Annotated in this window: 23 protein-coding genes; 9 read left to right on the forward strand and 14 right to left on the reverse strand. The window is 64.1% G+C overall.

Annotated elements, in window-relative coordinates; all coding sequences use genetic code 11:
* Positions 1-104: 104 nt before the first annotated feature.
* Positions 105-1,667, reverse strand: coding sequence for a catalase (locus B9A15_RS19235; protein ID WP_084412157.1), 1,563 nt, complete (start codon positions 1,665-1,667; stop codon positions 105-107).
* Between the two features lie 141 nt (positions 1,668-1,808).
* Here B9A15_RS19235 and B9A15_RS19240 point away from each other — a divergent pair, with 141 nt between their 5' ends.
* Complete coding sequence (locus B9A15_RS19240) at positions 1,809-2,753, forward strand: hydrogen peroxide-inducible genes activator (protein ID WP_084412158.1); 945 nt, start codon at positions 1,809-1,811, stop codon at positions 2,751-2,753.
* Between the two features lies 1 nt (position 2,754).
* On the opposite strand, the gene B9A15_RS19245 is transcribed toward B9A15_RS19240, so the two are convergent.
* The 5 genes from B9A15_RS19245 to B9A15_RS19260 all read right to left on the reverse strand — a co-directional run bounded on the left by B9A15_RS19245 (position 2,755) and on the right by B9A15_RS19260 (position 6,631).
* Positions 2,755-3,522, reverse strand: a complete 768-nt coding sequence (locus B9A15_RS19245; RefSeq protein ID WP_170923367.1) for a sulfite exporter TauE/SafE family protein — start codon at positions 3,520-3,522, stop codon at positions 2,755-2,757.
* Between the two features lie 55 nt (positions 3,523-3,577).
* A complete protein-coding gene (locus B9A15_RS19250; protein WP_084412160.1) occupies positions 3,578-3,814 on the reverse strand; it encodes a YrhK family protein in 237 nt (78 codons plus the stop codon).
* Positions 3,815-3,979: 165 nt separating this feature from the next.
* Complete coding sequence (locus B9A15_RS19255) at positions 3,980-5,218, reverse strand: MFS transporter (RefSeq protein WP_170923368.1); 1,239 nt, start codon at positions 5,216-5,218, stop codon at positions 3,980-3,982.
* Positions 5,215-5,613, reverse strand: a complete 399-nt coding sequence (locus tag B9A15_RS23065) for an acyl-CoA thioesterase (RefSeq protein ID WP_170923369.1) — start codon at positions 5,611-5,613, stop codon at positions 5,215-5,217. Before B9A15_RS23065 ends, B9A15_RS19255 begins: the two co-directional genes overlap by 4 nt.
* A gap of 139 nt (positions 5,614-5,752) precedes the next feature.
* On the reverse strand, positions 5,753-6,631 hold the full coding sequence (locus tag B9A15_RS19260; protein WP_084412199.1) for a DMT family transporter: 879 nt from the start codon (positions 6,629-6,631) through the stop codon (positions 5,753-5,755).
* A 259-nt stretch (positions 6,632-6,890) separates the two neighbouring features.
* Here B9A15_RS19260 and B9A15_RS19265 point away from each other — a divergent pair, with 259 nt between their 5' ends.
* Positions 6,891-7,931 carry a DUF1176 domain-containing protein gene (locus tag B9A15_RS19265; RefSeq protein ID WP_170923370.1) on the forward strand — a complete coding sequence of 347 codons (1,041 nt, stop codon included), beginning with the start codon at positions 6,891-6,893 and terminating at the stop codon, positions 7,929-7,931.
* Between the two features lie 60 nt (positions 7,932-7,991).
* Here B9A15_RS19265 and B9A15_RS19270 read toward each other — a convergent pair whose 3' ends face one another.
* A complete protein-coding gene (locus tag B9A15_RS19270) occupies positions 7,992-8,522 on the reverse strand; it encodes a DUF1499 domain-containing protein (RefSeq protein WP_084412163.1) in 531 nt (176 codons plus the stop codon).
* Positions 8,523-8,724: 202 nt separating this feature from the next.
* Here B9A15_RS19270 and B9A15_RS19275 point away from each other — a divergent pair, with 202 nt between their 5' ends.
* Positions 8,725-9,264, forward strand: a complete 540-nt coding sequence (locus tag B9A15_RS19275; protein WP_084412164.1) for a superoxide dismutase family protein — start codon at positions 8,725-8,727, stop codon at positions 9,262-9,264.
* A gap of 244 nt (positions 9,265-9,508) precedes the next feature.
* On the opposite strand, the gene B9A15_RS19280 is transcribed toward B9A15_RS19275, so the two are convergent.
* The 3 genes from B9A15_RS19280 to B9A15_RS19290 all read right to left on the reverse strand — a co-directional run bounded on the left by B9A15_RS19280 (position 9,509) and on the right by B9A15_RS19290 (position 13,089).
* Positions 9,509-11,008: a tripartite tricarboxylate transporter permease gene (locus B9A15_RS19280; RefSeq protein ID WP_084412165.1), complete on the reverse strand. Its 1,500-nt coding sequence runs from the start codon at positions 11,006-11,008 to the stop codon at positions 9,509-9,511.
* Between the two features lie 21 nt (positions 11,009-11,029).
* Positions 11,030-11,503: a tripartite tricarboxylate transporter TctB family protein gene (locus B9A15_RS19285; protein WP_084412166.1), complete on the reverse strand. Its 474-nt coding sequence runs from the start codon at positions 11,501-11,503 to the stop codon at positions 11,030-11,032.
* 599 nt (positions 11,504-12,102) lie between these two features.
* Positions 12,103-13,089, reverse strand: a complete 987-nt coding sequence (locus tag B9A15_RS19290; RefSeq protein ID WP_084412167.1) for a Bug family tripartite tricarboxylate transporter substrate binding protein — start codon at positions 13,087-13,089, stop codon at positions 12,103-12,105.
* A 401-nt stretch (positions 13,090-13,490) separates the two neighbouring features.
* Between B9A15_RS19290 and B9A15_RS19295 the strand changes: the two genes are divergently transcribed.
* From B9A15_RS19295 to B9A15_RS19315, 5 genes are all read left to right on the forward strand, one after another.
* Entirely contained in the window at positions 13,491-15,482 is a 1,992-nt protein-coding gene (locus B9A15_RS19295) for an ABC transporter ATP-binding protein (RefSeq protein ID WP_244557041.1), read from the forward strand.
* 2 nt (positions 15,483-15,484) lie between these two features.
* Positions 15,485-18,208 (forward strand): ABC transporter transmembrane domain-containing protein, encoded by a 2,724-nt coding sequence (locus B9A15_RS19300; RefSeq protein WP_084412169.1) that lies wholly within the window; start codon positions 15,485-15,487, stop codon positions 18,206-18,208.
* An 82-nt stretch (positions 18,209-18,290) separates the two neighbouring features.
* A complete protein-coding gene (locus B9A15_RS19305; RefSeq protein WP_084412170.1) occupies positions 18,291-18,767 on the forward strand; it encodes a cyclic nucleotide-binding domain-containing protein in 477 nt (158 codons plus the stop codon).
* Positions 18,764-19,609 (forward strand): MBL fold metallo-hydrolase, encoded by an 846-nt coding sequence (locus tag B9A15_RS19310; RefSeq protein ID WP_084412171.1) that lies wholly within the window; start codon positions 18,764-18,766, stop codon positions 19,607-19,609. Before B9A15_RS19305 ends, B9A15_RS19310 begins: the two co-directional genes overlap by 4 nt.
* A 17-nt stretch (positions 19,610-19,626) precedes the next feature.
* Positions 19,627-20,859, forward strand: a complete 1,233-nt coding sequence (locus tag B9A15_RS19315; RefSeq protein ID WP_084412172.1) for an adenylate/guanylate cyclase domain-containing protein — start codon at positions 19,627-19,629, stop codon at positions 20,857-20,859.
* 178 nt (positions 20,860-21,037) lie between these two features.
* On the opposite strand, the gene rho is transcribed toward B9A15_RS19315, so the two are convergent.
* The gene (gene rho, locus B9A15_RS19320; protein WP_084412173.1) at positions 21,038-22,297 is read right to left on the reverse strand and encodes a transcription termination factor Rho; all 1,260 of its coding nucleotides are present in this window, start codon (positions 22,295-22,297) and stop codon (positions 21,038-21,040) included.
* Positions 22,298-22,830: 533 nt separating this feature from the next.
* Here rho and B9A15_RS19325 point away from each other — a divergent pair.
* A complete protein-coding gene (locus tag B9A15_RS19325; protein WP_084412174.1) occupies positions 22,831-23,040 on the forward strand; it encodes a YMGG-like glycine zipper-containing protein in 210 nt (69 codons plus the stop codon).
* A gap of 151 nt (positions 23,041-23,191) precedes the next feature.
* Here the strand turns inward: B9A15_RS19325 and B9A15_RS19330 are convergent, their stop codons facing one another.
* The 3 genes from B9A15_RS19330 to B9A15_RS19340 all read right to left on the reverse strand — a co-directional run bounded on the left by B9A15_RS19330 (position 23,192) and on the right by B9A15_RS19340 (position 25,563).
* Positions 23,192-23,854, reverse strand: coding sequence for a YiaD family glycine zipper/OmpA-like lipoprotein (locus tag B9A15_RS19330; RefSeq protein WP_084412175.1), 663 nt, complete (start codon positions 23,852-23,854; stop codon positions 23,192-23,194).
* Between the two features lie 169 nt (positions 23,855-24,023).
* A complete protein-coding gene (locus tag B9A15_RS19335) occupies positions 24,024-24,464 on the reverse strand; it encodes a YqaA family protein (protein ID WP_084412200.1) in 441 nt (146 codons plus the stop codon).
* A 67-nt stretch (positions 24,465-24,531) separates the two neighbouring features.
* Positions 24,532-25,563 (reverse strand): aspartate-semialdehyde dehydrogenase, encoded by a 1,032-nt coding sequence (locus B9A15_RS19340; RefSeq protein WP_084412176.1) that lies wholly within the window; start codon positions 25,561-25,563, stop codon positions 24,532-24,534.
* Positions 25,564-25,633 lie beyond the last annotated feature (70 nt).

Raw genomic sequence — 25,633 nt, forward strand, 5'->3', positions numbered from 1 at the left:
CCTGGGCGAACGTCCCACAAAAAAAGGGGCCGGGACGCTTTCGCATCCCAGCCCCTTCACGAGCCTCTCCCAAAGGCTTGTCTTCGTGTATCCTCGCGAGCCGATTACTCGGCGGCGACCTGCGCGCCGTCGCCCGCCGCATCGCCGCCCGTCAGGGCCGGCGTGTCCGGGGTAATCGGCGCCGCATTGGCGGCGTATTCGCCCGAGGCATTCGCCTCGTTCCAAGCCTTGCGCACGCCAGCCTCATAGGCCGGGTCCACCTGCTTCAGATGACCGAACCAACGCTCGGCGATGAATTCGGGAATGCCGGCCATGGCACCGCCCATATTCTTGTAGAGCCGCTGACGCTGCTCTTCGTCCATCACCTTGGTCACCAGCACGCGGCATTGGGAATAGTCGTCATAGCCGGTGCGATGGTCGTAGCGTGCCGCATCGCCGGAGATCTTCAGCGGCGGCTCCTGCGCCGAGCGATCCTCGACGGCCGCGCCTTTGTCGGCAAAGGAATTCGGCTCGTAATAGGCGTTCTCATTGCCGGTCCGCACGCCGCCAAAGACGTTCATCGTGCCGTCCTTGTGGTAGTTGTGCACCTCGACGAGCGGCCGGTTCACCGGGATCGTCTCATAATGGGTGCCGAGGCGATAGCGATGGGCGTCCGCATAGGAGAACACGCGGGCCTGGAGCATCTTGTCGGGCGAGAAGGAGATGCCCGGCACGACGTTGGACGGCGAGAAGGCGGCGTTCTCGATCTCGGCGAAGTAGTTGTCGGCGTTCCGGTTGAGCTCGATGTAGCCGACATCGATCATCGGGAACTGGTCGTGCGGCCAGACCTTGGTCAGATCGAAGGGGTTGAAGTCGCACTTTTCGGCGTCGAGCTCCGGCATCACCTGGATCTGGAACTTCCAGCGGGGAAACTGGCCGTTCTCGATCGTGTTGAACAGGCGCTCCTGATAGCCCTCGCGGGTCTTGCCGATGATCTTTTCGGCTTCTTCATTGGTGTAGAAGTCGTGGCCCTGCTCGGTCTTATAGTGGAACTTGACCCAGTAGCGCTCGCCGGCATCGTTCCAGAGCGAGAAGGTGTGCGAGCCGTAGCCGTTCATATGCATCGGGGACTGCGGCAGGCCGCGATCGGACATCAGGATGGTGACCTGATGGATCGCCTCCGGCGAGAGCGACCAGAAATCCCACATGGCGGCGCCCGAGCGCATATTGGTCTTCGGATGGCGCTTCTGGGTGTGGATGAAGTCGGCGAACTTATAAGGGTCGCGGACGAAGAAGATCGGCGTGTTGTTGCCGACCATGTCCCAATTGCCGTCCTCAGTATAGAACTTCAGGGCAAAGCCGCGAACGTCGCGCTCGTGATCGGCGGCGCCGAGCTCGCCGGCGACCGTCGAGAAGCGCGCCAGCATCGGCGTCTCGACGCCCTTCTGCAGGCATTTGGCCTTAGTGTATTTCGAGATGTCCTCGGTGATGACCATCTTGCCATGGGCGCCCCAGCCCTTGGCGTGAACGGTGCGCTCGGGGATGCGCTCACGGTTCTGATGGGCAAGCTTCTCGATCAGCTGGTAGTCCTGCAACAGCAGAGGACCACGCTCGCCGGCCGACAACGAGTCCTGGTTGTTGGGCCAAGGCGCGCCCGCCGAGGTGCGCAGAGTGTTCCGATCAGCCATGAAGGCCTCCCTTGCGGTGATGGGGTGAAGGCTCGGACAATGGGCCGCGAGCCTTGGAATTGTTCCAGCCCGTTATGTAAGAAGTCGGCGATCATCTCCAATCGTATTTCGTCGCCTCAGTGATCGGATTATCTTATCGGCATGCTCACACTCCGACAGTTCCGCTATTTTCAGGCTCTGGCCGAAACGCTGCATTTTGGAAAGGCGGCGCGCCGGCTCAATATCAGCCAGCCCGCTCTGTCCGGGCAGATCGCCCAGATGGAGACGTTTTTCGCGACCGCGCTGTTCACGCGGGGTTCGGCCGGCGTTTCGCTCACCGCCGATGGCGAAATGGTCGGCGAGCGCATTCAGCGCATCCTGAACGAGGTGCGCGATCTCGAAGGCCTTTCCGACCGAGGCGCTGGCCTTCTCGGAAAGCGGCTGCGGATCGGCATGATCGCAACCGTCGCGCCCTATCTCGTGCCGCGCCTCCTGCCGGCTTTGGCGAAGGATTTTCCCTCTCTCGACTGCGAAATCCGGGAAAGCGTCACCGAGCGGCTCTTATCCGATCTGAAGCTCGGTGAGATCGACTGCGCGGTGGTAGCGCTGCCTTTGCATGTGGAGGATGTCGAGACGCTTCCGCTTTTCGACGATCCGTTCCATCTCGCCGTGCCGGCCGCGGAAGCGGCAAGCCTGCCGACGCCCGTCCCCGCACCGCTTCTGACGCGCCAGCGCATGATCCTCTTGGAAGAAGGCCATTGCCTGCGCACCCAGACGATCGATGTGTGCCGCCTCGCCGACGGAAGCGAGCTCGCAAGCCTTGGTGCGACCAGCCTGACGACGCTTCTCAGAATGGTCGCGGGCGGGCTCGGCACGACGCTCGTGCCGGAAATGGCGGTGGCCGACGAGACGCAAGGGGCCGGCATTGCCATCCTGCCGCTCGCACCGCCCGTCCCGGCACGCCGCCTGGTTCTGGCCTTCCGTCCGACCACAGTGCGCCTGGCCGATTTCGAGACGCTCGCAGGCCTGATCTGCCAAACGATGGACAAGCCTCGCCTTGGCGGAGAGCCGGGCAAGCCAAAGCCAATCGAGGGCTTCGCCCCTTAAGTCACAAGAGGTCGGCGGCACCGGTCAGGACGAGATTGACCGCAAGAATGGCGAGGAAGCTCAGGACGACGAGGCGAAAGCGCTCGGCGGAGATTCGCTTTGCGAGCCCATTGCCGATGACCATGCCGGCAAAAGAGGCCAGAACGGCGAAACCGCCCAGCCCGATCCGCGAAAGATCGATAAGGCCGGCGAGGAAGAACGTGCCCGAGATGAGAACCCCGGTCAGGATGAAGAACAGGCTGAGGGCCGAAAGATAAAGCCGGCGCTCGATCTTGAGCCCGACGAGATACATCACGAAGAGCGGCCCGCTGGCGGTCGTCAGGGCGCCGACGATCCCGGCGACGAAGCCGACGCCGAGCCCCAGCGGCTTCTCCGCCGAGGTCGCGATGGAAAGAGCGGGTTTTGCGAGGGTCAAAAGCACATAGGCCAGGGCAAAGACGCCGAGGGCGATGAGCAGCACGCTGTCGCGCACGGTGCTGACCAGGGCGGCCCCAAGGGGAATGCCGAGAACCAGGCCGAGAAGCGACGGGGCGAAGCGGGCGACCGTCTCGCCCATCCGCCCGGCCTGGACGAATTGAGCCATATTGGTGAAGGGCATCACGATCGCATTGATCGCCAGCGCGAATTCGATCGGCACGAAGAGCGGCAGCATCGCCATCGTCGTCAAGGGCAGACCGAAGCCGAAGGCGCCTTTCACCATCCCGCCCAAGACGAAAATGACGGCGATCTCGGCCCATGTGCCGAAACCGAGACTGTCGGGAGAGATCATGATGGATGGTCCGTCCGGTGTTTTCAGGCCGCGAACGGAGGATCGCGATCGCCAATCAGGATCGGCGCTTTTCCATTCGCTTCTCCCGCGCTTCATAGAGCGATTTCGCCAGTTCGCCGAGAGAGCCGACGAACATGCCGGTTGATCCGACGACGAAAAGCCAGACCGCCACCGTGTACCAAGCCTCGAAGGTCTTGAAGAACAGGATCGATCCCACGACGAAGCAGAAATTGCCGAACAGGCCGATCCCGAGATGGATCCAGCCAAAGTCCCGGACGAGCGTTTGGATCATGAGTTCAAAAGGTCTCCTATCTGAATTTGAATCGAGATGGACGACGGAATGAAGCCATCGATCAACGGGGCAAAACCCGGCTGGGGACAAAGCGCGCCTCGCTCATCCTGCAAGGCCTCGCCTCTGCGAGATCCTCTTGCCGGCTGACAAAGGCCCCTTTTTGGATCACGATGCGGAGGCGCTTCGCCCCGTCGCCGCCTTCAGACAGACCATCGCGGCAAGGCAGGCGAGAAGAACGGCACCGAGCGCCAGCGAGTAACCGCCCACACGCCAAAGCAGGGAGCCGGCGAAGGGCGCCAGCGCGACGGCGCTCACATAGACCGCCGCCATCGTTCCGCTGATCGCCCCGAAACCAGCCTCGCCCATCGTCTCGCGCAAGAGAACCGGTCGCAGGATGCTGATCGCGCCATAGCCGAAGCCTTGAAGTGCCGCGAAAAGAACGAGAAGCGGCAGAAAGCCGGCAGAGAAGAGGAGACAGGTCGCCGCGAGCGTCAGGGCAACGAAGCTCAGAAGCGTCGCGATCGAGGCCGGCAGCCGGCGCTCGGTGCCTAGAAGCAAAAGACGGGCGAGAACCTGCATCGGGCCGATGGCCGACACGGTGGCAATGGCCTCGGCGCTCGAGAAGCCGAAATCGGACAGCATCGGCAGCGCGTGATTGATGATCAGCCCATGGCCGGCCCCGACCAGGGCGAAAGCCGCCGAGAGCGCCCAGAAGGCGCCTTTCGTCCGGACCGCCTCCGGGTTCGTGCCTCCCTTGGTGGAGGCGGACGATGTTGGCTCAAAGACCGGCCGTCGCCTTGCGGCCGCCTCCAGACGACGCGCGGCGTAATAATGGAGCGGCAGCGCCACGAAGAAGAGGATCGCGGCGAGCGACCAGCAGGCCAATCGCCAGCCACCAATGCCGCTTAGCCAGTGAATGAGCGGGAAGGCGAGTGTCCCGGCAAAGCCGCCGACGAGCGTGACCAGGGTGATCGCCCGCCGGGCATCGGCTCCAAGAGCGCGCGTCAGAAGCGCGAAACAGGGCTCGTAGAGCGTTCCGGCCATGGCGAGGCCAAGACAGAGCCAGAGCCCGGCAAAGACCGGGAAAATCGGGGCGAAGGGGATGAGCGACAGGATCACCGCGCCGAAGAGGCCGGCCAGCACGAAGACGCGGGGACCCTGGCCGCGATCAATCCTGCGCCCAACCACCGGCGCGGCCAGGGCCGAAAGAAGCACGGCGCCGGCAAAGGCCGCCGTTAGCCCGGTCTTCGGCCAGTTCTCCGCCGCCTCCCATTCCGGCAAGAGGGCGGCAAAGGCATAATAGAGGCAAGCCCAATTGAGCGTCGTGGAAATCGACAAGGCCGCAATGGCGCGGCGCGGGCCCGCAAGCGATGAAGCGGGGCGGATAGCCTCGCCGAGGCTCAACCCAATGTCTCGGCGGGCAACTCGAAGGGGCGGCCGTCCTCGTCGATCGCGACCATGACGAAGATGCCTTCCGTCACCTTGGATTCCCGCCGCGAAGTCCTGCGCTGGGTCCAGGCCTCGATGGCGAGGGTGATCGAGGTGCGGCCGACCTTTTCGATCGAGGTATAGACGCAGAGCGTGTCGCCGATCTTCACCGGCTTCTTGAAGGTCAGCGTATTGATGGCGACGGTGGCAACGCGCCCCCGTGCGCGCTCGGCCGCACGAATGCCGGCCGCCATGTCCATATGGGCGACGACCCAACCGCCGAAGATGTCGCCATTGGCATTGGCATCGCCGGGCATTGCCGGAATGCGCACGGTGAGCTCGCCCTTCGGCAACTCGTCGCTCTTGTCCATCTGAAGTCCCTTTAGACCTATCCCCAACCGAAGACGTCCTTAAGCCGGAAGGGGCCTTCGAGGCCAGCCGCTTCGATAATACGCTGATCTGCGATGCAGAACCGGCATGGGGCAAAGGGATGGCGGCGTATCAGCCGGGCTAGGCCCGCCGCAACCAGATCGGCCCGAGTTCCACCGCCAGCATCGCCGCAAAGATTAGTGCGCAGCCGAAGAGGCCTGACGGGCCGATCCGCTCACCGAGGAGCAGCACGCCGAAAAGCGCCGCGAAGAGTGCTTCGGACGAGAGGAAGATCGCGGCCTGGGCGGCGGTGGTGTAGCGCTGGCCGATGGTCTGGAGCGTGAAGGCGAGACCCGAAGCGAAGACACCGCCATAGACGATTTCCAGCCACGCGCCGGCCATCGCATCGAGGCTCGGCGCCTCTAGCAGGAAGGCTCCGAGGGCCGAGCAGCCGGCACAGATGGCGAATTGGACGCAGGAGAGCGCGAGCGGGCGACCGGAGGAGAGCGCATAGCGGCCGACGAGCAGGATCTGTCCCGCCCAGAACACGGCACAGACGATCATCCAGACATCGCCCCGATTGATGCCGGTCATGCTTCCGCCGGAGAGAAGCACGATGCCGATGAACGCCGCGAGGGCGGCCGGCCAGACAATCGGATGAGGACGGGCCCGCATCAGAACAAAGCCGAGGATCGGCGTCAGGACCACATAGAGCCCGGTGAGGAAGCCGGCATTGGTCACACTGGTGAAGACGATGCCGATCTGCTGGGTGATCGAGGCGAGAAACAGGAACAGGCCGATGACCACGAAGGCCACCCAGGCTTGCCGGGCCAGCGGCGTCGCCGCCTGGCGACCTTCGGCAAGCGCGAAGGGCAAGACGGAAAGCGCGGCCAGGGCGAACTTTGCCGCGATGAAGGTCCAGGGCCCGACCGACTCCATCGCGGTTGCCTGCGCAACGAAGCCCATGCCCCAGACGGCACCGGCCGTCAGAAGGAGAAGATTGGCAGTCGTGCGTTTCATGGGGTGACCAACCTGTTTGGCGGACAAGGAAAGGAGAGAGGTCGAAGCGCACTGGGCGGCCTGGCCCGGCGGCGATACCACGCCTCTGCCGCCAACCCCATCCCCGAAAGCGAAGCGGATGCTGCGATGGCCGACAGGCGTTTGATCTGACATGATCGTTCAGGACGCGATCCCTCGGCGAGCCTTGCCGAAACCTAGCGCCTTTTGGTTCGCGCCGATCCTCGGCCATCGTGACGCCGACGCAGAAAGGAGCCTTTCCATGCTCGAACGCGCATTGTCCTCGGCCGCGCTCGGCCTCGTTCTCATCACCGCCACGGGCACCAAGGCCGACACTTTCCGCCAATTTCGCGATTGGGCGGTCACCTGCAGCGAGGGGCTCACTTGTTCGGCGAGCGTCTCCGATGGCGGCGAAGGCATTTATGGCCTCTCGCTGACGCGCGGCAAGGCGGCGGACGCGCCGCTTGGTCTCATCCTTAACACGTCGAGCGGCGGGCCGGCGAGCGGCCCGGTCACCTTCGCCGTCGATGGCAAGCCGGCGGGTGAACTCTCGGCCGACGCCTTTACCGTCAGCAACAGCGGCGCGCTCGAAACAGAGGCCGCCATGGTTGCCGAGACGATCCTACCGGTCATGCGCAACGGGAGCGAGATGACCGTCTCCTTCCCACAAGGAGCCGAGACCCTCACCCAGACCTTCTCGCTGTCCGGCCTTGCGGCCTCGCTCCTCTTTCTCGACGAGACCCAGAGGCGCGACGGGACCGTCACCGCGCTTGCGGCCAAGGGCGACGAGCCGGCGCGCGACGTCTCGCTGCTGCCTGACGATATCGAGACGCCGGACGATCTGCCACCGCCGGTGCGCGATGCTTGGGAACAGAGCGGCTCGGACTGCGCCTCCTTCGGCAGCTTCACGCCCGAACCGCTCGGCTTCTCGGCGACCGTCGAGAGTTCGCGCCTCTTCGGCCTCGTTTGCGGCAGCCCCGGTGCCTATAATTTCTACTACGAGATGTTCCTCGATTCCGGCGGCATGGTGACGCCGGTGCCCCTGCCCGACATGGCGCCGGAAGGCCCGATCGCCGTCACCGGCGCCTGGAACGTCTCCTGGGACGACCGGACGAAGACGCTCACCGCCTTCTTCAAAGGACGCGGCCTGGGCGATTGCGGTTCCTATGATCGCTGGCAGTGGTCGGAAGGCGCAGGCCCCGTCGGCGGCTTCGTCCTTCTTCAATCGCGTTCGAAGCCCGACTGCGACGGCGATTATGCGGGGGGACCGGAAGCTTGGCCGGCCGACTGGCCGAAAAGCTGACGGGAATCAGGAAGAGACGAGGTTCGAAAGGTCGTCGAACGTCTTGGCTGTCGCCGCGGATCACGCACCCTCGAGCACGACGGCGATCCGCTTCAGGCGTTCGGCATTGGCGCCGAGATCGCCGCGCCCAAGAAGCGAGCGCGAATAAAGGAGAAGCGCGGTGCCACCGTCCGTGGCGCGCGCTTCGGCGTTCAGCGTATCGGGAAAGCGCATGAGCTTCGTGCGCACCACATAGCGCCGACGCTTCGGATCGGTCCCGTCATCCACCCGTTCGGCGTCCCCCGACAAGGGGCCGTCGAACATCACCGCGTCCAGCCGATCCAGTAAGGTGTCGGGCTGTGCAGCGTAGACCGGCAGGACGATCTCGGCCGCCTCACCGCAGACGCCTCGTGAACAGGCGAGCGCATCGTTCGGATAGGGGCTGCGGGCGAGCCGGTCGAAGTCGACGGGCCCTTGATCGGCCGGACCTGCGATGGAGCTCCAAATCCGCGCCGGCCCGACGAGAGCCACCGCAACGCCTGTGACGATGACCGCCGCCGTCGCGCCGCCAATTCCGATCTGAAGCCCTCGCCGCCATCTGCGTCTGGTCATGGTCCGTCTCGCGCCCCTTCACAGCCTTGAGAAAGCCCGACGCCTCACCGGATCGTCATCCCGAAAGGGCCGAAAACCAGGTGCCGCGCCGGATTTTCTGCGGAACGTCGAAGGGTCTCGGCCGGTTGCACCCTCGACATCCCTTTGAGAGCCAGTGCGGCTCTTCGGGAACGTGAACCCTGACCGCTTGAAAGGACGACCCATGAAACGTCTCGCCCTCGCAACCTTCTGCGCCACCGCCCTCGCCTCCACACCGCTTCTTGCCCAAGACTCCGGGCTGACCGACATGTCTTCGGCCAAGAGCATCCAGATGAAGGCACCCGACGGCTCCGATCGCGGCACGGTCTCGATCGTCCCGACCCCGCACGGCCTTCTCTTCGAGGCCCAGCTCACCGGCCTCAATCCCGGTGTTCATGCCTTCCACATCCATGAGACCGGCCAGTGCGGCGACGACTTCTCGGCTGCCGGCGGCCATTACAATCCGACCGACAAGGATCATGGCTATCTGACCGAGAACGGTCCCCATGCCGGCGACATGCCGAATTTCACCGTGGGCGAGGACGGCTCGGCAAAGTTCTCGACCTTCAATCCGATGGTCACCTTGACAGGCGGCGAAGCGCCGCTCGACGATTCCGACGGCTCGGCCCTGATGGTCCATGGCGGCGCCGACGACTATCGCTCGCAGCCTGCCGGCGCGGCCGGTGACCGCGTCGCCTGCGGCGTCGTCTTCCCGGCCGAGTAATTTCGGTATCCTGCGGATCGAGACGCCTCTCGCTGTCGGTAGAAACTGCCACGGCGAGAGCCGTCACCCGCTGGTCCGATCGATCATCAGAAAAAGGGGGCGCCCGGGAGGACGGACGCCCCTCGTCGAAGGCGGCCAGACAGGGAGGAGCAAACCGCCATCGCAGATAGGGAATCGTAGCCGCACAAAGATGGGCTGTCCACTGTCCTTTCGGTCACAATCGGGGCCCCACCCGCATCGGTGCTCAAACCGTCTGCTCGGCGCTCCTCCTCCGCATCAGATAAAGCACCAGCGGGATGCACCAGACCGCGATGGTGAAGGCGCCGAGCCCGGCGGCGATCGGCCGTTCGAAGAAGCCGAGGAAGTCGCCATCGGCCTTGATCATCGAGGTCACGAAGTTCTGCTCCAGCATCGGCCCGAGAACGAGGCCGAGGATCGCCGGCGCGATCGGAATGTCGTTCTCCTCCATGAGAAAGCCGAGCACGCCGAAAATCAGCATCAAGAGAATGCCGAAGGGCGTGTTGTTGATGGCGAAGGAGCCGACGATGCAGAACATCAAGATGATCGGCATTAGAATGCGGCTTGGGATCGACAGGATGGTGCGGGCGCCCTTGATCGCCGCCCAGCCAAGCGGCAACATGATGATATTGGCCAGAAAGAAGACGATGAAGACCGCATAGATGAGCTGCGGATCGTTGATGAAGACGGTCGGCCCCGGATTGATGCCCTTGATGTAAAGAACGCCGATGACGATCGCGGTGATCGAATCGCCGGGAATGCCGAAGACGAGCGCCGGAATCCAGGCGCCCGAGACCGCGCCATTGTTGGAGGCGCCGGCTTCGACGAGGCCCTCCACATGGCCGGTGCCGAATTTTTCCGGTGTCTTGGAGAACTTCTTAGACACCGCATAGGAGATCCAGGCGGCGATATCGGCGCCCGCCCCCGGCAGCGCGCCGATCGCCGTGCCGAGGATCGAGCCGCGAAAGGCCTGGGCCGGATAGCGTTTGATGTTGGCCCATTGGACCCCGAAAACACCCTTGCGCCCGCCCGGCTCCATGGGTGGCCTGTCGCCAGCCCGGTGGACGACGGCGCGGAACACTTCCGAGACGGCGAAGAGGCCGATCATGGCCGGGATGAACTGGATGCCGGCGAGAAGCTCCACATTGCCGAAGGTATAGCGGGGCTGGCCGGCCGGATTGTCGATGCCGATGGTCGCGGCGAAGAGGCCGATGATCAATGAAATCATGCCCTTGGAGGCCGAGCCCGGCGAGACGAAGATCGCGCAGGACAGGCCCAGGACGACCAGCCAGAAATATTCGAAGGAAGAGAATTTCAGCGCGACTTCGGCGAGTGCCGGCGAAGCGGTGATGAGAACGATCGTGCCGAAGATGCCGCCGATCGAGGAGAAGACCAGCGAGGCGCCGAGCGCCTCCTCCGCCCGCCCCGAGCGGGTCATGCGGTAGCCGTCCTCCACATAAGCCGCCGAGGCCGGGGTGCCGGGCATTCTCAAGAGCGTACCGGGAATGTCGCCGGCAAAGATCGCCATGGCGGTCGCCGTCACGATGGCGGCGATCGCCGGGACCGGGTCCATGAAGAAGGTGACCGGCACCAGCAGCGCGGTCGCCATGGTGGCCGTCAGGCCAGGGATCGCCCCGACGAACATGCCGAAGGCGGCCGAGGCGAAGATGACGAGCAGAACATAAGGCTGGAAGACAAGACCGAGAGCGTCGGCGAAGACGGACATGAGATTGACGAGCCTTCCAACCTACCAGAGAAAACCAAGCAATTCGCTGCGCGGCAACGGGACAAGGAGCAGACGACCAAAGGCCTGCTGGATCACGACGCAGGCGAGGATCGACACGGCGATGGCCGGCACCGGACGCGTGCCCAGAACGAGCATCATGACGATCATCACGACGATGGAGGCCGGCACGAAGCCGATCAGCGGCGCCGCGACGATATAAAAGACGACCATGAGGATCGCGACGAGAAGGCCGAACCAGGCCTTGCCCGATTTCGCCCAATCGGCCAGGTCGAGGCGCGGCATGCGCCCGCCTCGGACAAAGCTCGCGACGATCATGAAGAGGCCGAGCGCGACGGCGAAGACCGCGATCGCCCGGGGCATCGTCCCCGCACCATAGGCCTGGCCCGGAATGGCGGTAAAGCCGATCGCCGAGACATAGATCGCAATCCCTCCGAGAAGGACAAGGACGCCGAGGAGGAGGTCGTTGAATTTCATCGAATGGTTCCGTGGGTGCCCGCTTTTCGGCAGAGGGCCGTTCTCGGCGGTGCAGGGGCCAGTCTTATTGCGTCAATTCGAAAGAGTGGGCGATTGATCGAAGCATATGAGACCGGTCGTCATCCTCGGCCCGTCAGGGCCTTAGGACCCATTCCTCGAACGCCGTTCAAGACGCTCAACGACTGCGGTCTTTCGCCTGGATTTTCCTCGACCCGAATGCCGGTTCGGATGGTGACGGCATGGTCCCCCCGACTTCGAGCCTACGAGATTCACACATTATCTCGCTGGCGGTTAAGACCCGACCTTGGACGCTTCGGCTTCTCCCCCAGGGGGAGAAGTCGTCGGTGCTTGCTGCCGGCAGCTGAGACAAGTCGCCAAGGTCGTCGTCAAGATCACGGTCGGTCGCAAAGCCATGGAATAAGGGCTCTTCGCAGGATGTCTGAATGTCGTAGCTCTATGAGCCGAAGTTGACGACCGGTCTCAACGCTTCGACCGATCGTCCGCCGTTTCCACCCGATGCCATCGGACCAAAGCGCCGTCCCATGAGGCGAGCGCGTGGGCAAGCGGGGCGCTCAAAAGCACCCCGCCTCTTCGGTCCTTTACTGAGCCGCCAGACCGGCCTTCTTCATGACCTCGCCGAGATTCTTGTCGTCCTCGGCGATGATCTGGGTGGCCTCTTCCCCGGGGGCCCAGCGAACGCCGAAGCCGCGCTCCTTCATGAAGCTCTGATATTCGTCGGAATTGTAAGCCTTCTCGATCGCCGAAGTGAGCTTCTGCTCAACCGGCTCGGGCAGCCCTTTGGGGCCGACCACCGCGCGCCAGACCGCGAGCGTCCAGTCAGACCCGGTGCCCTCCTTCAGCGTCGGCACGTCCGGGAACATCTCCTGACGCTCGGCCGACATGGAGGCGAGAGGCCGCACGCGCTCCGCGTCGATCATCGAGCGCCCCTCGGCAAGCGATGACGGTACGATGTCGACACCGCCCGCGACCATGTCGGTGATACCCGCGGCCGCGCCCTGGCTCGGCACGAAGGTCACATAGTCCGGCTCCAGCCCTTCCGACAGAAGCCAGCCGGCGAGGCCCAGATGCCAGATGCCGCCCTGGCCGGTGCCCGATGCCTTGAAGGTGCCCTTGGGCTGAGCCTTGATGGCGTCGAGGAGGTCCTGGACCGTCTGATATTCCGAATCGGCCGAGACCATCACGCCGCCCGGATCGGCGTTGACGAGGGCGAGAATGTCGTAGTCCTCATAGGTGAGGTCGGTCAGGCCCTGCCAATGCATCATGTCGATCTCGATCGTCATGATGCCGATCGTGTAGCCGTCCGGTTCGGCATTGGCGATGGCGCTATGGCCGACGACGCCCGAGCCGCCCGTGCGGTTGACCACATTGACCGGCACGCCGAGCTCTTCCTGAAGCAGCGAGGCGAAGACGCGGCCGACCGCGTCGGTGCCGCCGCCGGCGCCCCAGGGCACGATCATGGTGATCGGTCGGCTCGGATAGTCCTCCTGCGCCATAGCGGCAGGCGCGCCCATCAGGGTCGAGGCGCAGAGGGCCGCGGCCATCGCAACGAGTGTGCGGCGTTTCATGGATTGTCTCCTCCCATGGGGGCCGGACTTCAGACGGAAGCCGGCCATGAGGGCGCTTGAGGCGCCCGTTTGTCTCAAGACGCGCAGCCGAACGATTCGCTCTCCTTCTCGAGCCGAGAAGCCTCCCGAGAGCGATCGGCTGGCGATAGGCGCACCGTCAGGCCGCGCTGGACGTCACTATCCGTGGGGTCGAAAGCCCTGTCAATGTATACGTTAAATCGTAAATCCATCTGACGAATTGCGGGTCGCGCTTCGCACGGAGCGTAATTCCCGTCGCTTTGTGGCGCGGAGGCTGCTAGCGTCCTGCCCCGATGCCGGCCGCTGACGGAGAGACCAGCGACCATGTCGGGGATATCCTCGCCTTTGTCGGCACCCAAAGGCGAGCGGAGGGTCGGTTGAGCGTGACGAGCGAGGCCTTGGTTCTGGAGCGGGACACGCCGAGCGGGACGGCGGCGTCTTCAGCCCGCCCCGCCCTTTTGGCGATCGAGGATCTGTCGGTGGAATTCCGCTCGATGGCCGGCACCGTCAAGGCCGTCAACGGCTTGTCGATGCGGATCGAGCGTGGGCGCACGGTCGCCCTTGTGGGCGAATCGGGGTCGGGCAAGTCGGTTACCTCCCAGGCGATTCTCGGCCTCTTGCCCAAGAACGCCGTCGTCACTTCGGGGCGCATTCTCTTCGACGATCCCGATCTTGGCCCTCTCGATCTTGCGAGCCTGCCACGCGCCTCGCCGAAATTTCGCTCCGTGCGCGGCCGATCGATCGCCATGGTGTTTCAGGAACCGATGACCGCCTTCTCGCCGCTTCACACGATCGGCGACCAGCTCGGCGAGCCCTTGCGGGTCCATAAGCGGCGCGGGCGCGCGGAGATCAGCGAACAGGTCAAGGAAACCCTGCGGCTCGTCGGCTTTCCCGAGCCCGAGCGGACCTTGAAGATGTATCCCTTCGAGCTCTCCGGCGGCCTTCGCCAGCGCGCCATGATCGCCATGGCGCTCGTCTGCCGGCCGGCGCTTCTGATCGCCGACGAGCCGACGACCGCGCTCGACGTGACGCTCCAGGCCCAGATCCTGAAACTGATGCGCGATCTGCAGGACACGCTCGACATGGCGGTTCTGCTCATCACCCACGATCTCGGCGTCGTCGCCAATCTCGCCGAAGAGGTCGTGGTGATGCATCACGGCAAGGTGGTGGAGGCGGGCGGGCGCGATGCGATCTTCGGCGCGCCGCGTCACCCCTATCTGAAAGCCTTGATGAAAGCCGTGCCCGACTTCGGCATGGGCGAGCGCCGCCGACTGACGCCGATCCGCGAGATCACCATCGATCCGGCGGCGCTGATGGGCCGAAAGCCGGTCGGGGCGGCAGGCGAGCCGCTTCTTGAAGTCCGCCATCTGAAGAAGAGCTTCTCCTTGCGCGGCGACAAGCGCCTCTTTGCCCGCGCGCCGACCCGCCATATTCACGCGCTCGACGACGTGTCGCTGACCATCCTTCGCGGCGAAAGCGTCGGCCTCGTCGGCGAATCGGGTTCCGGAAAGACGACTTTGGCTCGGGCGCTCATGCGGGCGGTGGACGTCGATTCGGGCGAGATCGTCCTCCATGGGCCGGATGGCCCGCTCGATCTCGTCGCCGCCAGCCGCGAGGCGTTGTTTCCGGCCCGCCGGCGCATGCAATATGTCTTTCAGGACCCGTTCTCCTCCCTCGATCCCCGCATGACGGTCGGGGCGATCCTCGCCGAGCCCTTCGAGGTCCACGATCTGTGCGACAGGCCTGAGCGCCGGATGCGCGTCGAAAGGCTTCTGCGGGCCGTCGGGCTCGAGCCGAGCCACGCCTCGCGCTATCCCCATTCCTTCTCCGGCGGTCAGCGCCAGCGCATCGGCATCGCGCGGGCCCTCGCACTGGAGCCGGAGCTTCTCATCTGCGACGAGCCGGTCGCGGCCCTCGACGTCTCGGTCCAGGCCCAGATCCTCAACCTTCTGAAGGATCTCCAATCGATCGCCGGCCTCACCTATCTCTTCATCACCCACAATCTGGCGGTGGTGAACCATTTCGCCGACCGGATCATCGTGATGTGCGACGGCATGGTGGTGGAAACGGCGCCGCGCGAGACGCTATTTCGCGCCCCGCTCCATCCCTATACGCGGCTCCTGATGCGCGCCGTGCCCCATGCCGATCCCAAGCGCCCACTCGATTTCGAGAACCTTCCCAAGGTCGGCAAGGTGCGCCGACGCAATTGGCCGGCTCCCTTCACCATCACCGAGGGCGAGCCGGCGCCGCCGCTGATCGAAGCCGGCCCCGACCATTTCGTTCGCGCCGCCCATCTCGCACTCCCCCCCACCTGGCTCGAAGCCGGGACCGACCTCGTTGCGAGAGCCGCTATCTCCGGGCCGGAAGGACACTGACCATGGCCCAGCCTCGGGACGATCTTCACGCATCGATCTTCCGCTATGTCTGGCATTTCACGCGGCGCCAGCAGCTTTGGCTCTTCGCCGTCCTCGCCGTCTCCCTGCCGCTCTATTATCTGACGCTCGATCTGCCGAAGCGCATTGTCAACGGGCCGATCCAGGGCGAGTGGGCGCCGGGCGAGACCCAGACGCTCTTCCAGACCTGGATCACACTGCCGGATTTTCTCGGCGGCAGCTCGGTCCAGCTCTTCGATGGCGTGGAGCTCGACCGCTTCGGTGTTCTCCTTGCCTTGAGCCTTACCTTCCTCTTCTTCGTCGTCGTCAACGGCCTCTTCAAATTCTACATCTCGACCTACAAAGGCCGGCTCGGCGAGCGGCTCTTGCGGCGCCTGCGCTATCAGCTGGTCGACCGCGTGCTGCGCTTCCCGACTGGCCGGTTCAAGCAGGTGCGCGGGCCCGAAATCGCGTCCATGATCAAGGACGAGACCGAGCCCGTCGGCGGCTTCGGCGGCTCGGCCTTCGCCGACCCGGCCCTTCTTCTCAGCCAGGCCGGCACGGCCCTCGTCTTCATCATCCTGCAGAATGTCTGGCTCGGCACCGTGGCGGCGGCCGTCGTCGGGGTTCAGCTTCTTCTCATTCCGCGCATGCGCCGACGCCTCGTGCGCCTGGCAAGGGCCCGACAGATCACGGCGCGCATCCTGTCGGGCCGCATCGGCGAAGTGGTCGAGAGCATTCCCTCGATCCGCACCAACGATACGTCGAATTACGAGCGGGCCGAGCTCGGCGACCGGCTCGGCAAGATTCTGAAAATTCGCTACGACTTCTTCCAATGGAAGTTCTTCGTGAACTTCCTCAACAATCTGCTCGCCCAGATGACGCCGTTCATCTTCTATCTGGCCGGCGGCTATTTCGTCATCACGGGCCGGCTCGATATCGGCCAGCTCGTCGCGGTCATCGCGGCCTATAAGGACCTGCCCTCCCCGCTCAAGGAGCTGATCGCCTGGGACCAATACCGGGTCGACGTCCAGTCGAAATACGCCCAGATCCGCGAGCAATTCACCATGCCGGACCTGGTCGACCCGAACGTCCAGAAGGTTAGCTTCGAACGCCCGCCGCAGCTCGGCCAGGACATTGCCGTGACCGGCCTCAAGGTCACCGACGATTCCGGCAACGAGCTCCTCCAGCCGACGAGCGTGAGGTTGAAGCGCGGCGAAACCGTCGCCCTTGTGGGACCAGTCGCCGGCGGCGCCGAATATTTCGCCGACGCCCTGGTCCGGCTCGCCGAGACGTCGGGCGGGCGCATCGCCTTTGACGGCCAGTCCCTCGACGCTCTGCCCGAAAGCGTGCTCGGCCGACGCCTCGCCTATTCGGCCTCGGGCCTTTACTTCGCGCAAGGCACGATCCGTGACGCGCTGCTTTATGGCCTGAAACACGTACCCTTGCGTCATGAGACGCGGGAGGGGCGCGAAGAGGAAAAGCGCCTTCTGGAGGCGCGGCTCGCCGGCAATCTCGATCTCGATATTCGCGACGACTGGGTGGATTACGAGGCGGCCGGCATATCGGGGCCCGAGGAGTTGTCCCGGCGCCTCGCCGAAGTGCTCGATATTGCGGACATGCGGATCGAAGTCGCCCGGCTCGGCCTTCGAAGCCGCGTTCCCGAGCCGATGCAGGAGGAGGTCGCTGGCCGCATTCTCGATGCGCGGAACCGCTTTCGCGAGCGACTGCAGGAAGGCGGCGACGAGGACTATTTCGAAAGCTTCGATCCGGCACGCTATTCGGCCTATGCGACGGTTCTGGAAAACCTCGTTTTCGGCATCGCACGGCCCGATTTCGAGGACGACGGACAGCCGCTGCCGGCCCGGCCCGAAATGCGCGCCCTCCTGACGGAAACCGGCCTCGACGAGACGCTGCTTGCTATGGGCCGCCAGATCGCCGAGACGCTGATCGACATTTTCGGCGATCTCTCCCCCGACAATCCTCTCCTCGACAATCTCGACCTGATGAGCCCGGACGAGGTCGACATGTATCGCGCGGCCCTCCGCCGCTCGGCCATGGACGGCGCCGTTTCGGAAAAAGACCGCCGGGCATTCCAGCGCCTTGCCTTCGGCTATGTGGAACCGCGCCATCGCCTCGGGCTTCTCAGCGACGACATCCGCGAACACGTTCTTTCGGCCCGCGCGCGGTTCCTGAAGGACGCCGAAGCCGAAGCGCTCGGCAGCGTCGGCGCGGCGGTCTCCGTCCATCGGCCCGATGCGATCAATCCCGCCGCCACGGTTCAGGACAACATTCTCTTCGGCCGTGTCGTGACCCGTTATGCGGAAGCGGCCGGCCGCATCAACACGGTTCTCGTCGAGACGCTGCGCGAGACGGGCCTGTCCGAACTCGTCTTCGAGATCGGCCTCGATTTCGATATCGGTTCGGGCGCCAAGCGGCTCTCGGCCGGCCAGCAGCAGAAGCTGGCGCTGGCAAGGGCGCTCTTGAAGCGCGCCGATCTTCTCGTGCTCAACCGTCCGCTCTCGGCGCTGGACGGCCATAGCCAGCGCGCGATCATCGAGCGAACGCTTTCAGCCCGCCAAACGTTGGATATTCCTGATCAAACGGTCGTCTGGGTCTTGAGCCATGGCGAACAGTCGGCTCTCTTCGACAGAACGCTCGAATTCGTGGAGGGGCGCATGCGCGAGCCCGCCAACGATGCCGAGCCGAAACTGGCCGAAAGCGCATGAGGGACGGGGTCGCGATGAATGACAGAGCCGCAGCCGCCGCACAGACAAGGCGCGGTGGCCGAGAGGCGAATGGGAGCGTTGCATGCTGAAATCAGAGATCGAGCTCCTGAAATCGGTGCCACTCTTTTCCGGCATCGAGCCGGCTCGCCTCAAGCTCATCGCCTATACGTCCGATCAGGTCGCCTATCGCGCCGGTCAGGTGCTCTGCCGCCAGGGCGATCCAGGCGACGCCGCCTATGTCCTGACCGAGGGCGAGGCCGACGTCTCGATCGCCACGGAAGCCGGCGATTATGTGGTCGCCCATTTGAAGACCGGCGATGTGGTCGGCGAGATCGCCATTCTCTGCGACGTGCCGCGCACGGCGACCGTCACCGCCAAAACGCGCTTGTCGGCCTTGCGCATCCGAAAGGATGCCTTTCTCCAGCTCGTCACCCAGCTGCCCGAGATCGGCACGGAGGTCATGCGCGGCCTCGCCGTTCGCCTGTCGCGCACCAATGAGGAACTGGCGCGGGCACGCAATCAGGCGAGTGAAGGCACGCCACGGGACAAGGACCAATGAGCCGGTTTTCCGCCACCATCTGGGGCGCGCGCGGCTCGATCGCCGCACCCGCCGGCCCGAACCGGGAGTTCGGCAGCGACACGAGCTGCGTCGAGGTCACATGCGGCAAACGGACCATCATTCTCGACGCCGGAACGGGCATCGTCGGCTGCGGGCGAAAACTCTATGAGGCCCATGTCAACGATCTCGACATCCTCCTCACCCATTGCCACTTCGACCATATCATGGGCCTGCCCTTCGTGATCCCGCTTTATAAGGATCATGTCACGGCCCGGATCTTCGCCGGCCATCTGGACGCGGGGACGAGCTGCCGCAAGATGGTCGAGCGCTTCATGTGCCCGCCCTATTTCCCGGTGACGCCGAAGCAATTCGCCGCCAAGATCGACTATCGCAACTTTTCGCCTCCCGAAACGCTGGACCTCGGCGACGGTATCGCGGTGCGCACAGTGAAACTGAACCATCCGAATGGGGCGGTCGGTTACCGCATCGACTATGCAGGCCGGTCCCTCTGCTATGTGACAGACACCGAGCACGTGCCGGGCCAGCCCGATAAGGGCATTCTCGATCTGATCGAGGACGCGGATGTGATGATCTACGACACGACCTATACGGACGAGACCTTCGAACGCCATGTGGGCTTCGGCCATTCCACTTGGCAGGAGGGCGTGCGCCTGTCGGAGGCCGCGGGCATACGCCAACTCGTCCTCTTCCATCACGACGTTCTTCATACAGACGAAACGTTGGAGGCTCTGGAGCGGGAGGCACAGGCACGCTTTGCCGGCGCGATCGCGGCGCGCACGGGGCTGACGATCGAGGTTGGGGCGGATAATATCCCGGTCTGATCATCGAAAGGTTCGTCATGACGGGACTGGCCCATCAGGTCGAAGAGTGGCTCCTGCGCGAAGCGCTCGGTCAGCCGAGCGTTCGCGACGTCTTCGAAACACTCTGCCTGCGTCTGGCCGGCATCGGCATTCCGATCGCGCGAGCCCGGCTCAACTGGCCGACGCTTCACCCGCTCTTTCGCGCCGAGATGGTGCGCTGGGACCGGGGCACGGGACCGGCGGCCGTCGAATATTTCCATCATCAGGATCAGAACAGCGAGGCCTGGCAGCAGAGCCCGCTAGCCTTCATGTTGGAGGCGGGCATTCCGATCCTGCGCCGGCGCCTCTCCGGCCCCGGCAAAGTCGTCGACTTCCCCCTGCTGAAGGATCTCGCGGAGAAGGGGTTGACCGATTACATCGCCTTCAAGACCGCCTTCGTCGAGGCCGAGCTCGTCGCCGATTCGCGCATCGCCGGCATCTTCGTCATCTGGGGCACAGACCGGGAGAGCGGCTTCACCGACGAGGATATCGACGTCCTGCAACAGATCCAGCAGACCTTCGCTCTGGTCTGCAAATCGATCATCCAGGCCCAGATCACCGGCAATATCGTCGAGACCTATCTCGGACAGAAGGCCGGCCGAAGCGTCATGAACGGTAAGATCCGGCTGGGCGACGGGACAACGACCCGTGCGCTCGTCTGGTATTCGGACATGCGCGATTCGACACGCCTCACAGCGCGCCTCAAAAGCGACGACTTTCTCGGTCTCCTCAACGCCTATTTCGAATGCGCCGCCCGCCCCGCCATCGAGGCCGGCGGTGAAGTCCTCGCCTTTATCGGCGATGCCGTTCTCGTCATCTTTCCGGTCAATGAGGAAACCGATCTTAGCGCGCTCGCCGAAAAGGTGGTGAGCGCCGCGCAGCGCTCCTTTGCCATGCGCCAGGAGACCAATGAGCGGCACCGGGCTGCCGGCAAGGGGGAAATTGCCTTCGGCATCGGTCTTCATCTCGGCGAGGTGGTGTTCGGCAATATCGGCGTTCCCGAACGCCTCGCCTTCACCGTCATCGGCTCGACCGTCACCGAAGTCGAACGTATCGAAAAGCTGACCAAGCGAGTGAGGCCGAACATTCTGGCGACGGCCGAGGTCGCGGGCCTCCTGCCTGAGGCTTGGCGGACGATCGGCATTCACAGCCTTGCCGGCGTCGAAGACCCGATGGAGCTCTTCACGCCTATCGCTTGTGCGCAGGACGGGATTGCCGTCGCCGCTCAATAGAAGAGGATGGCCGAACGCAAAGACGCCGGGTGGATCGGCTCCACCCGGCGTCTCTTGGTTCGTCTTCATTCGGATCGAAATGCGCTCAGACCAGAGCTCAATACGAAATCCATTCGATCGCTTCGCGTCGACGGATTTCGAGACGCCCACGCGGCCTGATCGGCCAGATAGCGTTTGATCAGGTGTTCATCGAATCGAAGAAGTCCGCATTGCTCTTGGTCTGCTTGAGCTTGTCGTTGAGGAACTCGATCGCGTCGGTCGTGCCCATGGGAGCGAGGATCCGGCGGAGGACGAAGATCTTCTGCAGCTCCTGGCGTGGGACCAGGAGGTCCTCCTTGCGGGTGCCAGACTTGAGAATATCCATGGACGGGAAGACGCGCTTGTCGGCGACCTTGCGGTCGAGCACGATTTCCGAGTTACCGGTGCCCTTGAACTCTTCGAAGATCACCTCGTCCATGCGCGAGCCGGTGTCGATCAGCGCCGTCGCGATGATGGTCAGCGAGCCGCCTTCCTCGATATTGCGCGCTGCGCCGAAGAAGCGCTTCGGCCGCTGCAGGGCGTTGGCGTCGACACCACCGGTCAGCACCTTGCCCGAGGAGGGGACGGTCGTGTTGTAGGCGCGGCCCAAGCGGGTGATGGAATCAAGAAGAATGACCACGTCGCGGCCATGCTCGACCAGACGCTTGGCCTTCTCGATGACCATTTCGGCCACCTGAACGTGGCGGGTCGCCGGTTCGTCGAAGGTGGAAGAGACCACCTCGCCGCGCACCGAGCGCTGCATGTCGGTCACCTCTTCCGGCCGCTCGTCGATGAGCAGCACGATGAGATAGCATTCGGGATGGTTGGCGGTGATCGAATGGGCGATGTTCTGGAGAAGAACCGTCTTACCCGTGCGCGGCGGAGCGACGATCAGGCCGCGCTGGCCCTTGCCGAGCGGGGCGACGAGATCGATGACGCGGGCCGACATGTCCTTCTTCGAGGTCGGATCCTCGAGCTCCATGCGGAAGCGCTCATTCGGGTAGAGCGGCGTCAGATTGTCGAAATGGCTCTTGTGCCGGATCTTCTCCGGGTCGTCGAAATTGATCGTATTGACCTTGAGAAGCGCGAAATAGCGTTCGCCTTCCTTCGGCGAACGGATCGGGCCCTCGACCGTGTCGCCGGTCTTCAGCTGGAATTTGCGGATCTGCGAGGGGGAAATATAAATGTCGTCCGGGCCGGGAAGATAGTTCGCTTCCGGCGAGCGAAGAAAGCCGAAGCCGTCTTGCAGGATCTCGACGACACCTTCGCCGACGATCTCCACCTCCTGGGTGGCCAGCTGTTTGAGGATCGCGAACATCAGCTCCTGCTTACGCAGGACGGAGGCGTTTTCGACGTTGTTCTCCTCCGCGAATGCGATCAGCTCGGGAGCGCTTTTGTTCTTCAGGTCCTGAAGTTTCATGTTGTATCTTAGATTAACTCTAGGGAAGGGTTGGGTGCGGTCGCGCGGGTCGTTTCAGTTAGGAACGGTCGGGGCGCGACGCTGAATGGGATGTGGGGCGCGGGGCAGTCGAACGGATCGGCGCGAAATGCGGATGCGACTCAACGGCTCGCCGAAGGGAGAGTGGCTTGTGTTATAAACCTGCCTTCGCGGCAGCGCAAGCGATTTCGGCTCAAGACCACCCGGAATTCCGGGCCGGATCAACGAAATCACCTGTCCTTGGAACCAACTGCGCGCCGCCCGGCGTTACGGTCGAAAGCGGGATCGCTAAGTTACTTCCAGCCGGGCCGCAGATGGGGATAGCGCATGACAGCTGCAAGATGTGAAAGCCCGGCAGATCACAGGAAATTTCGCTTATCCGGGGAGCCTTTCAGTCCTTATCCTCATTCATACTTGCTTAGAGCTCGTTAAGGCTGGATTATGATAACAGCCTCGCGCTCTTTTATGAACCAAGACGTCGTGCTTCGCGACGGCCCCGACATAAGGGAATGCCCATGATCACCCGCTCTCTCGTCAGTCTCGTTCTCGTCGGAGCCCTCGCGGTCTCCGTCGGCTGCAGCCGCACCCAGCGCACGCTTGGCGGCGCGGCGATCGGCGGCGCCTCTGGCGCGGTGATCGGCGATGCGGTCGGCGGCACGGGCGGCGCCGTGGTCGGCGGTGTCGGCGGCGCGGTCGCAGGCGGCTATATCGGCCGCAATTACTGACGGTCTCGCCCGCTCGTCGACGAACGGGCCGCAATCGAAACGCGAAAGGCGCGCATCCGAGAAGGATGCGCGCCTTTCGCGTATCGGGGCTCCGCGAGACCCAGAGCGGATCCGGCCATCCATTGCGGACAGCCGGCGCCTGCCGTCTTGGTCAGCCAGAGGTGAGCGGCGAGATGGAGACCTCCACGCGGCGGTTGGCGGCGCGGCCAGCTTCGGTGTCGTTGGAAGCGACCGGCCGGCTCTCGCCGAAGCCTTGGGTGTTCAGACGGCGCGGATCGACGCCCTGGCTCGCCAGATACTGGCTGACCGAGCTCGCGCGGCGCTGGGACAGCGTCAGATTATAGGCGTCCGAGCCCTGGCTGTCCGTGTGGCCATACACGTCGACGATCGACTTGTCGTATTCCTTCAAGACGAGAGCGACGGAGTTGAGCGTCGAATAGAAGCCCGGCAGGATCGACGATTGGTCGGTCGGGAAGGTGATGTTGGACGGCATGTTGAGGATGATGCGATCGCCGGCGCGGGTGACCGAGACGCCGGTTCCCTGCAGCTGGGCACGCAGCTTGGCCTCCTGATTGTCCATATAGGCGCCGATCGAGCCGCCGGTCAGAACGCCGACGCCGGCCCCGACAAGCGCTGCGTGGCCCGCATCGACGCCGGTCGCCCGGCCGATGAGATAGCCGGCACCAGCGCCGAGACCCGCGCCGAGACCCGCTCCGCCGACGGTGTTGGAGAGCTGCGCCTCGCCGGTATAGGGGTCGGTCGTGCAGCCGGCGAAGGCGGCGGTCAGCGCGAAAGCGAGGGCGAGTTTCTTCATGCGATCCGATGCTCCAGCGTGGGGGTCGGCGCCCGGGCGTTGCCGCAGCGCCTTCATGTGTCGGCTTGGGTTTGGGGCGCCACTAATCGGCGCTCTTGTCGCAAATACGGCTAGGGATTGCCGACTGAACGGCAGCTGAATGATGTTGCCGATCAGCAACAGCGGCGGTTTAGCCGATAAACCCCAAAGTCGCCAGGGCCACCAGGGCGTAGCGGACGAGCTTTCCGAAACCGACGAGAAGCGTGAAGGTCAAAAGCGGCACCTTCAAGAGGCCGGCGACCACCGTCAACGCGTCGCCGCCCAGTGGCCACCAGGCCAGAAGCAAGCTCCAGACGCCCCAGCGATTGAAGATGCTGGCCGCCTTGTCGAGCCCGGATTTCGGCACGGGGAACCAGCGCCGATCCTGATAGCGCAGAAAGAAGCGGCCGAGCGCCCAATTGGTGATCGAGCCGAGCGTGTTGGCGATACCGGCAACGAGCACCGCTGCAACCGGGTCGGCCGCACCCTCCGCAAGGATCGCCACGAGCACGATCTCGGACGCGCCGGGCAAAACGGTCGCGGCGAGGAAGGCGCTGGCAAAGAGCCCGGAAAGGGCCGCGAGATGATCCAAAGCGGGGCTCGGCAGCAAACGAGGTCGGCGGGAGCGGGGCTCCGCGCCGACCATCGGTGTCCGTGTCTCAGGCGGCTTCGCGCTTTTCCAAAAGACCGCGATTGATCAGCAGTTCGGCGATCTGGATCGTGTTCAGCGCCGCGCCCTTGCGCAGATTGTCGGCGACGACCCAGATGTTGAGACCGTTCTCCAGCGTCTGATCCTCGCGGATGCGGCTGATATAGGTCGCGTCCTCGCCGGCCGATTCGAAGGGCGTGATGTAACCGCCGTCCTCGTGCTTATCGATGACGAGGCAGCCCGGCGCCTCGCGCAGGATGTCGCGCGCCTCGTCCGCCGTGATCGGCTTGTCGAACTCGATATTCACCGCTTCCGCATGGCCGATGAAGACCGGTACGCGCACGGCCGTGCAGGTGACCTTGATCTTCGGGTCGAGCATCTTCTTGGTCTCGGCCATCACCTTCCACTCTTCCTTGGTGGAGCCGTCTTCCATGAAGACGTCGATATGGGGGATGACGTTGAAGGCGATGCGCTTGGTGAACTTCTTCTTCTCGACCGGATCGGCGACGAAGACGGCGCGCGACTGCTCGAAGAGCTCGTCCATGCCCTCCTTGCCGGCGCCGGAGACCGACTGATAGGTCGACACCACGATGCGCTTGATCGAAGCCGCCTCATGCAGCGGCTTCAGCGCGACCACGAGCTGGGCGGTCGAGCAATTCGGGTTGGCGATGATGTTCTTGCGGCGGAAGCCCTCGATCGCGTCCGGATTGACCTCCGGCACGATGAGCGGCACGTCCTGATCGTAGCGCCAGGCCGAGGAATTGTCGATGACGACGCAGCCCTGGGCGCCGATCTTCGGCGAATACTCCTTGGAGATGTTTCCGCCGGCGCTCATCAGCGCGATATCGGTGTCGGAGAAGTCGAAGCCTTCCAGTGCCTTCACTTTCAGCGTCTTGTCGCCGAAGGAGACTTCCTGGCCCACCGAACGGCGGGAGGCGAGCGCCACGACCTCGTCAGCGGGAAAACCGCGCTCTGCGAGGATGGACAGCATTTCACGACCGACATTGCCGGTGGCGCCAATGACGGCGACCTTGTAACCCATGGAGATCGACCTTTTCTGCTCTCCCCTTCATCACACGATCGACGCACGCTGGCCCACCGCCCCGGGGGAG

It is taken from the genome of Fulvimarina manganoxydans (assembly GCF_900176465.1).
Classification (GTDB): Bacteria; Pseudomonadota; Alphaproteobacteria; order Rhizobiales; family Rhizobiaceae; genus Fulvimarina; species Fulvimarina manganoxydans.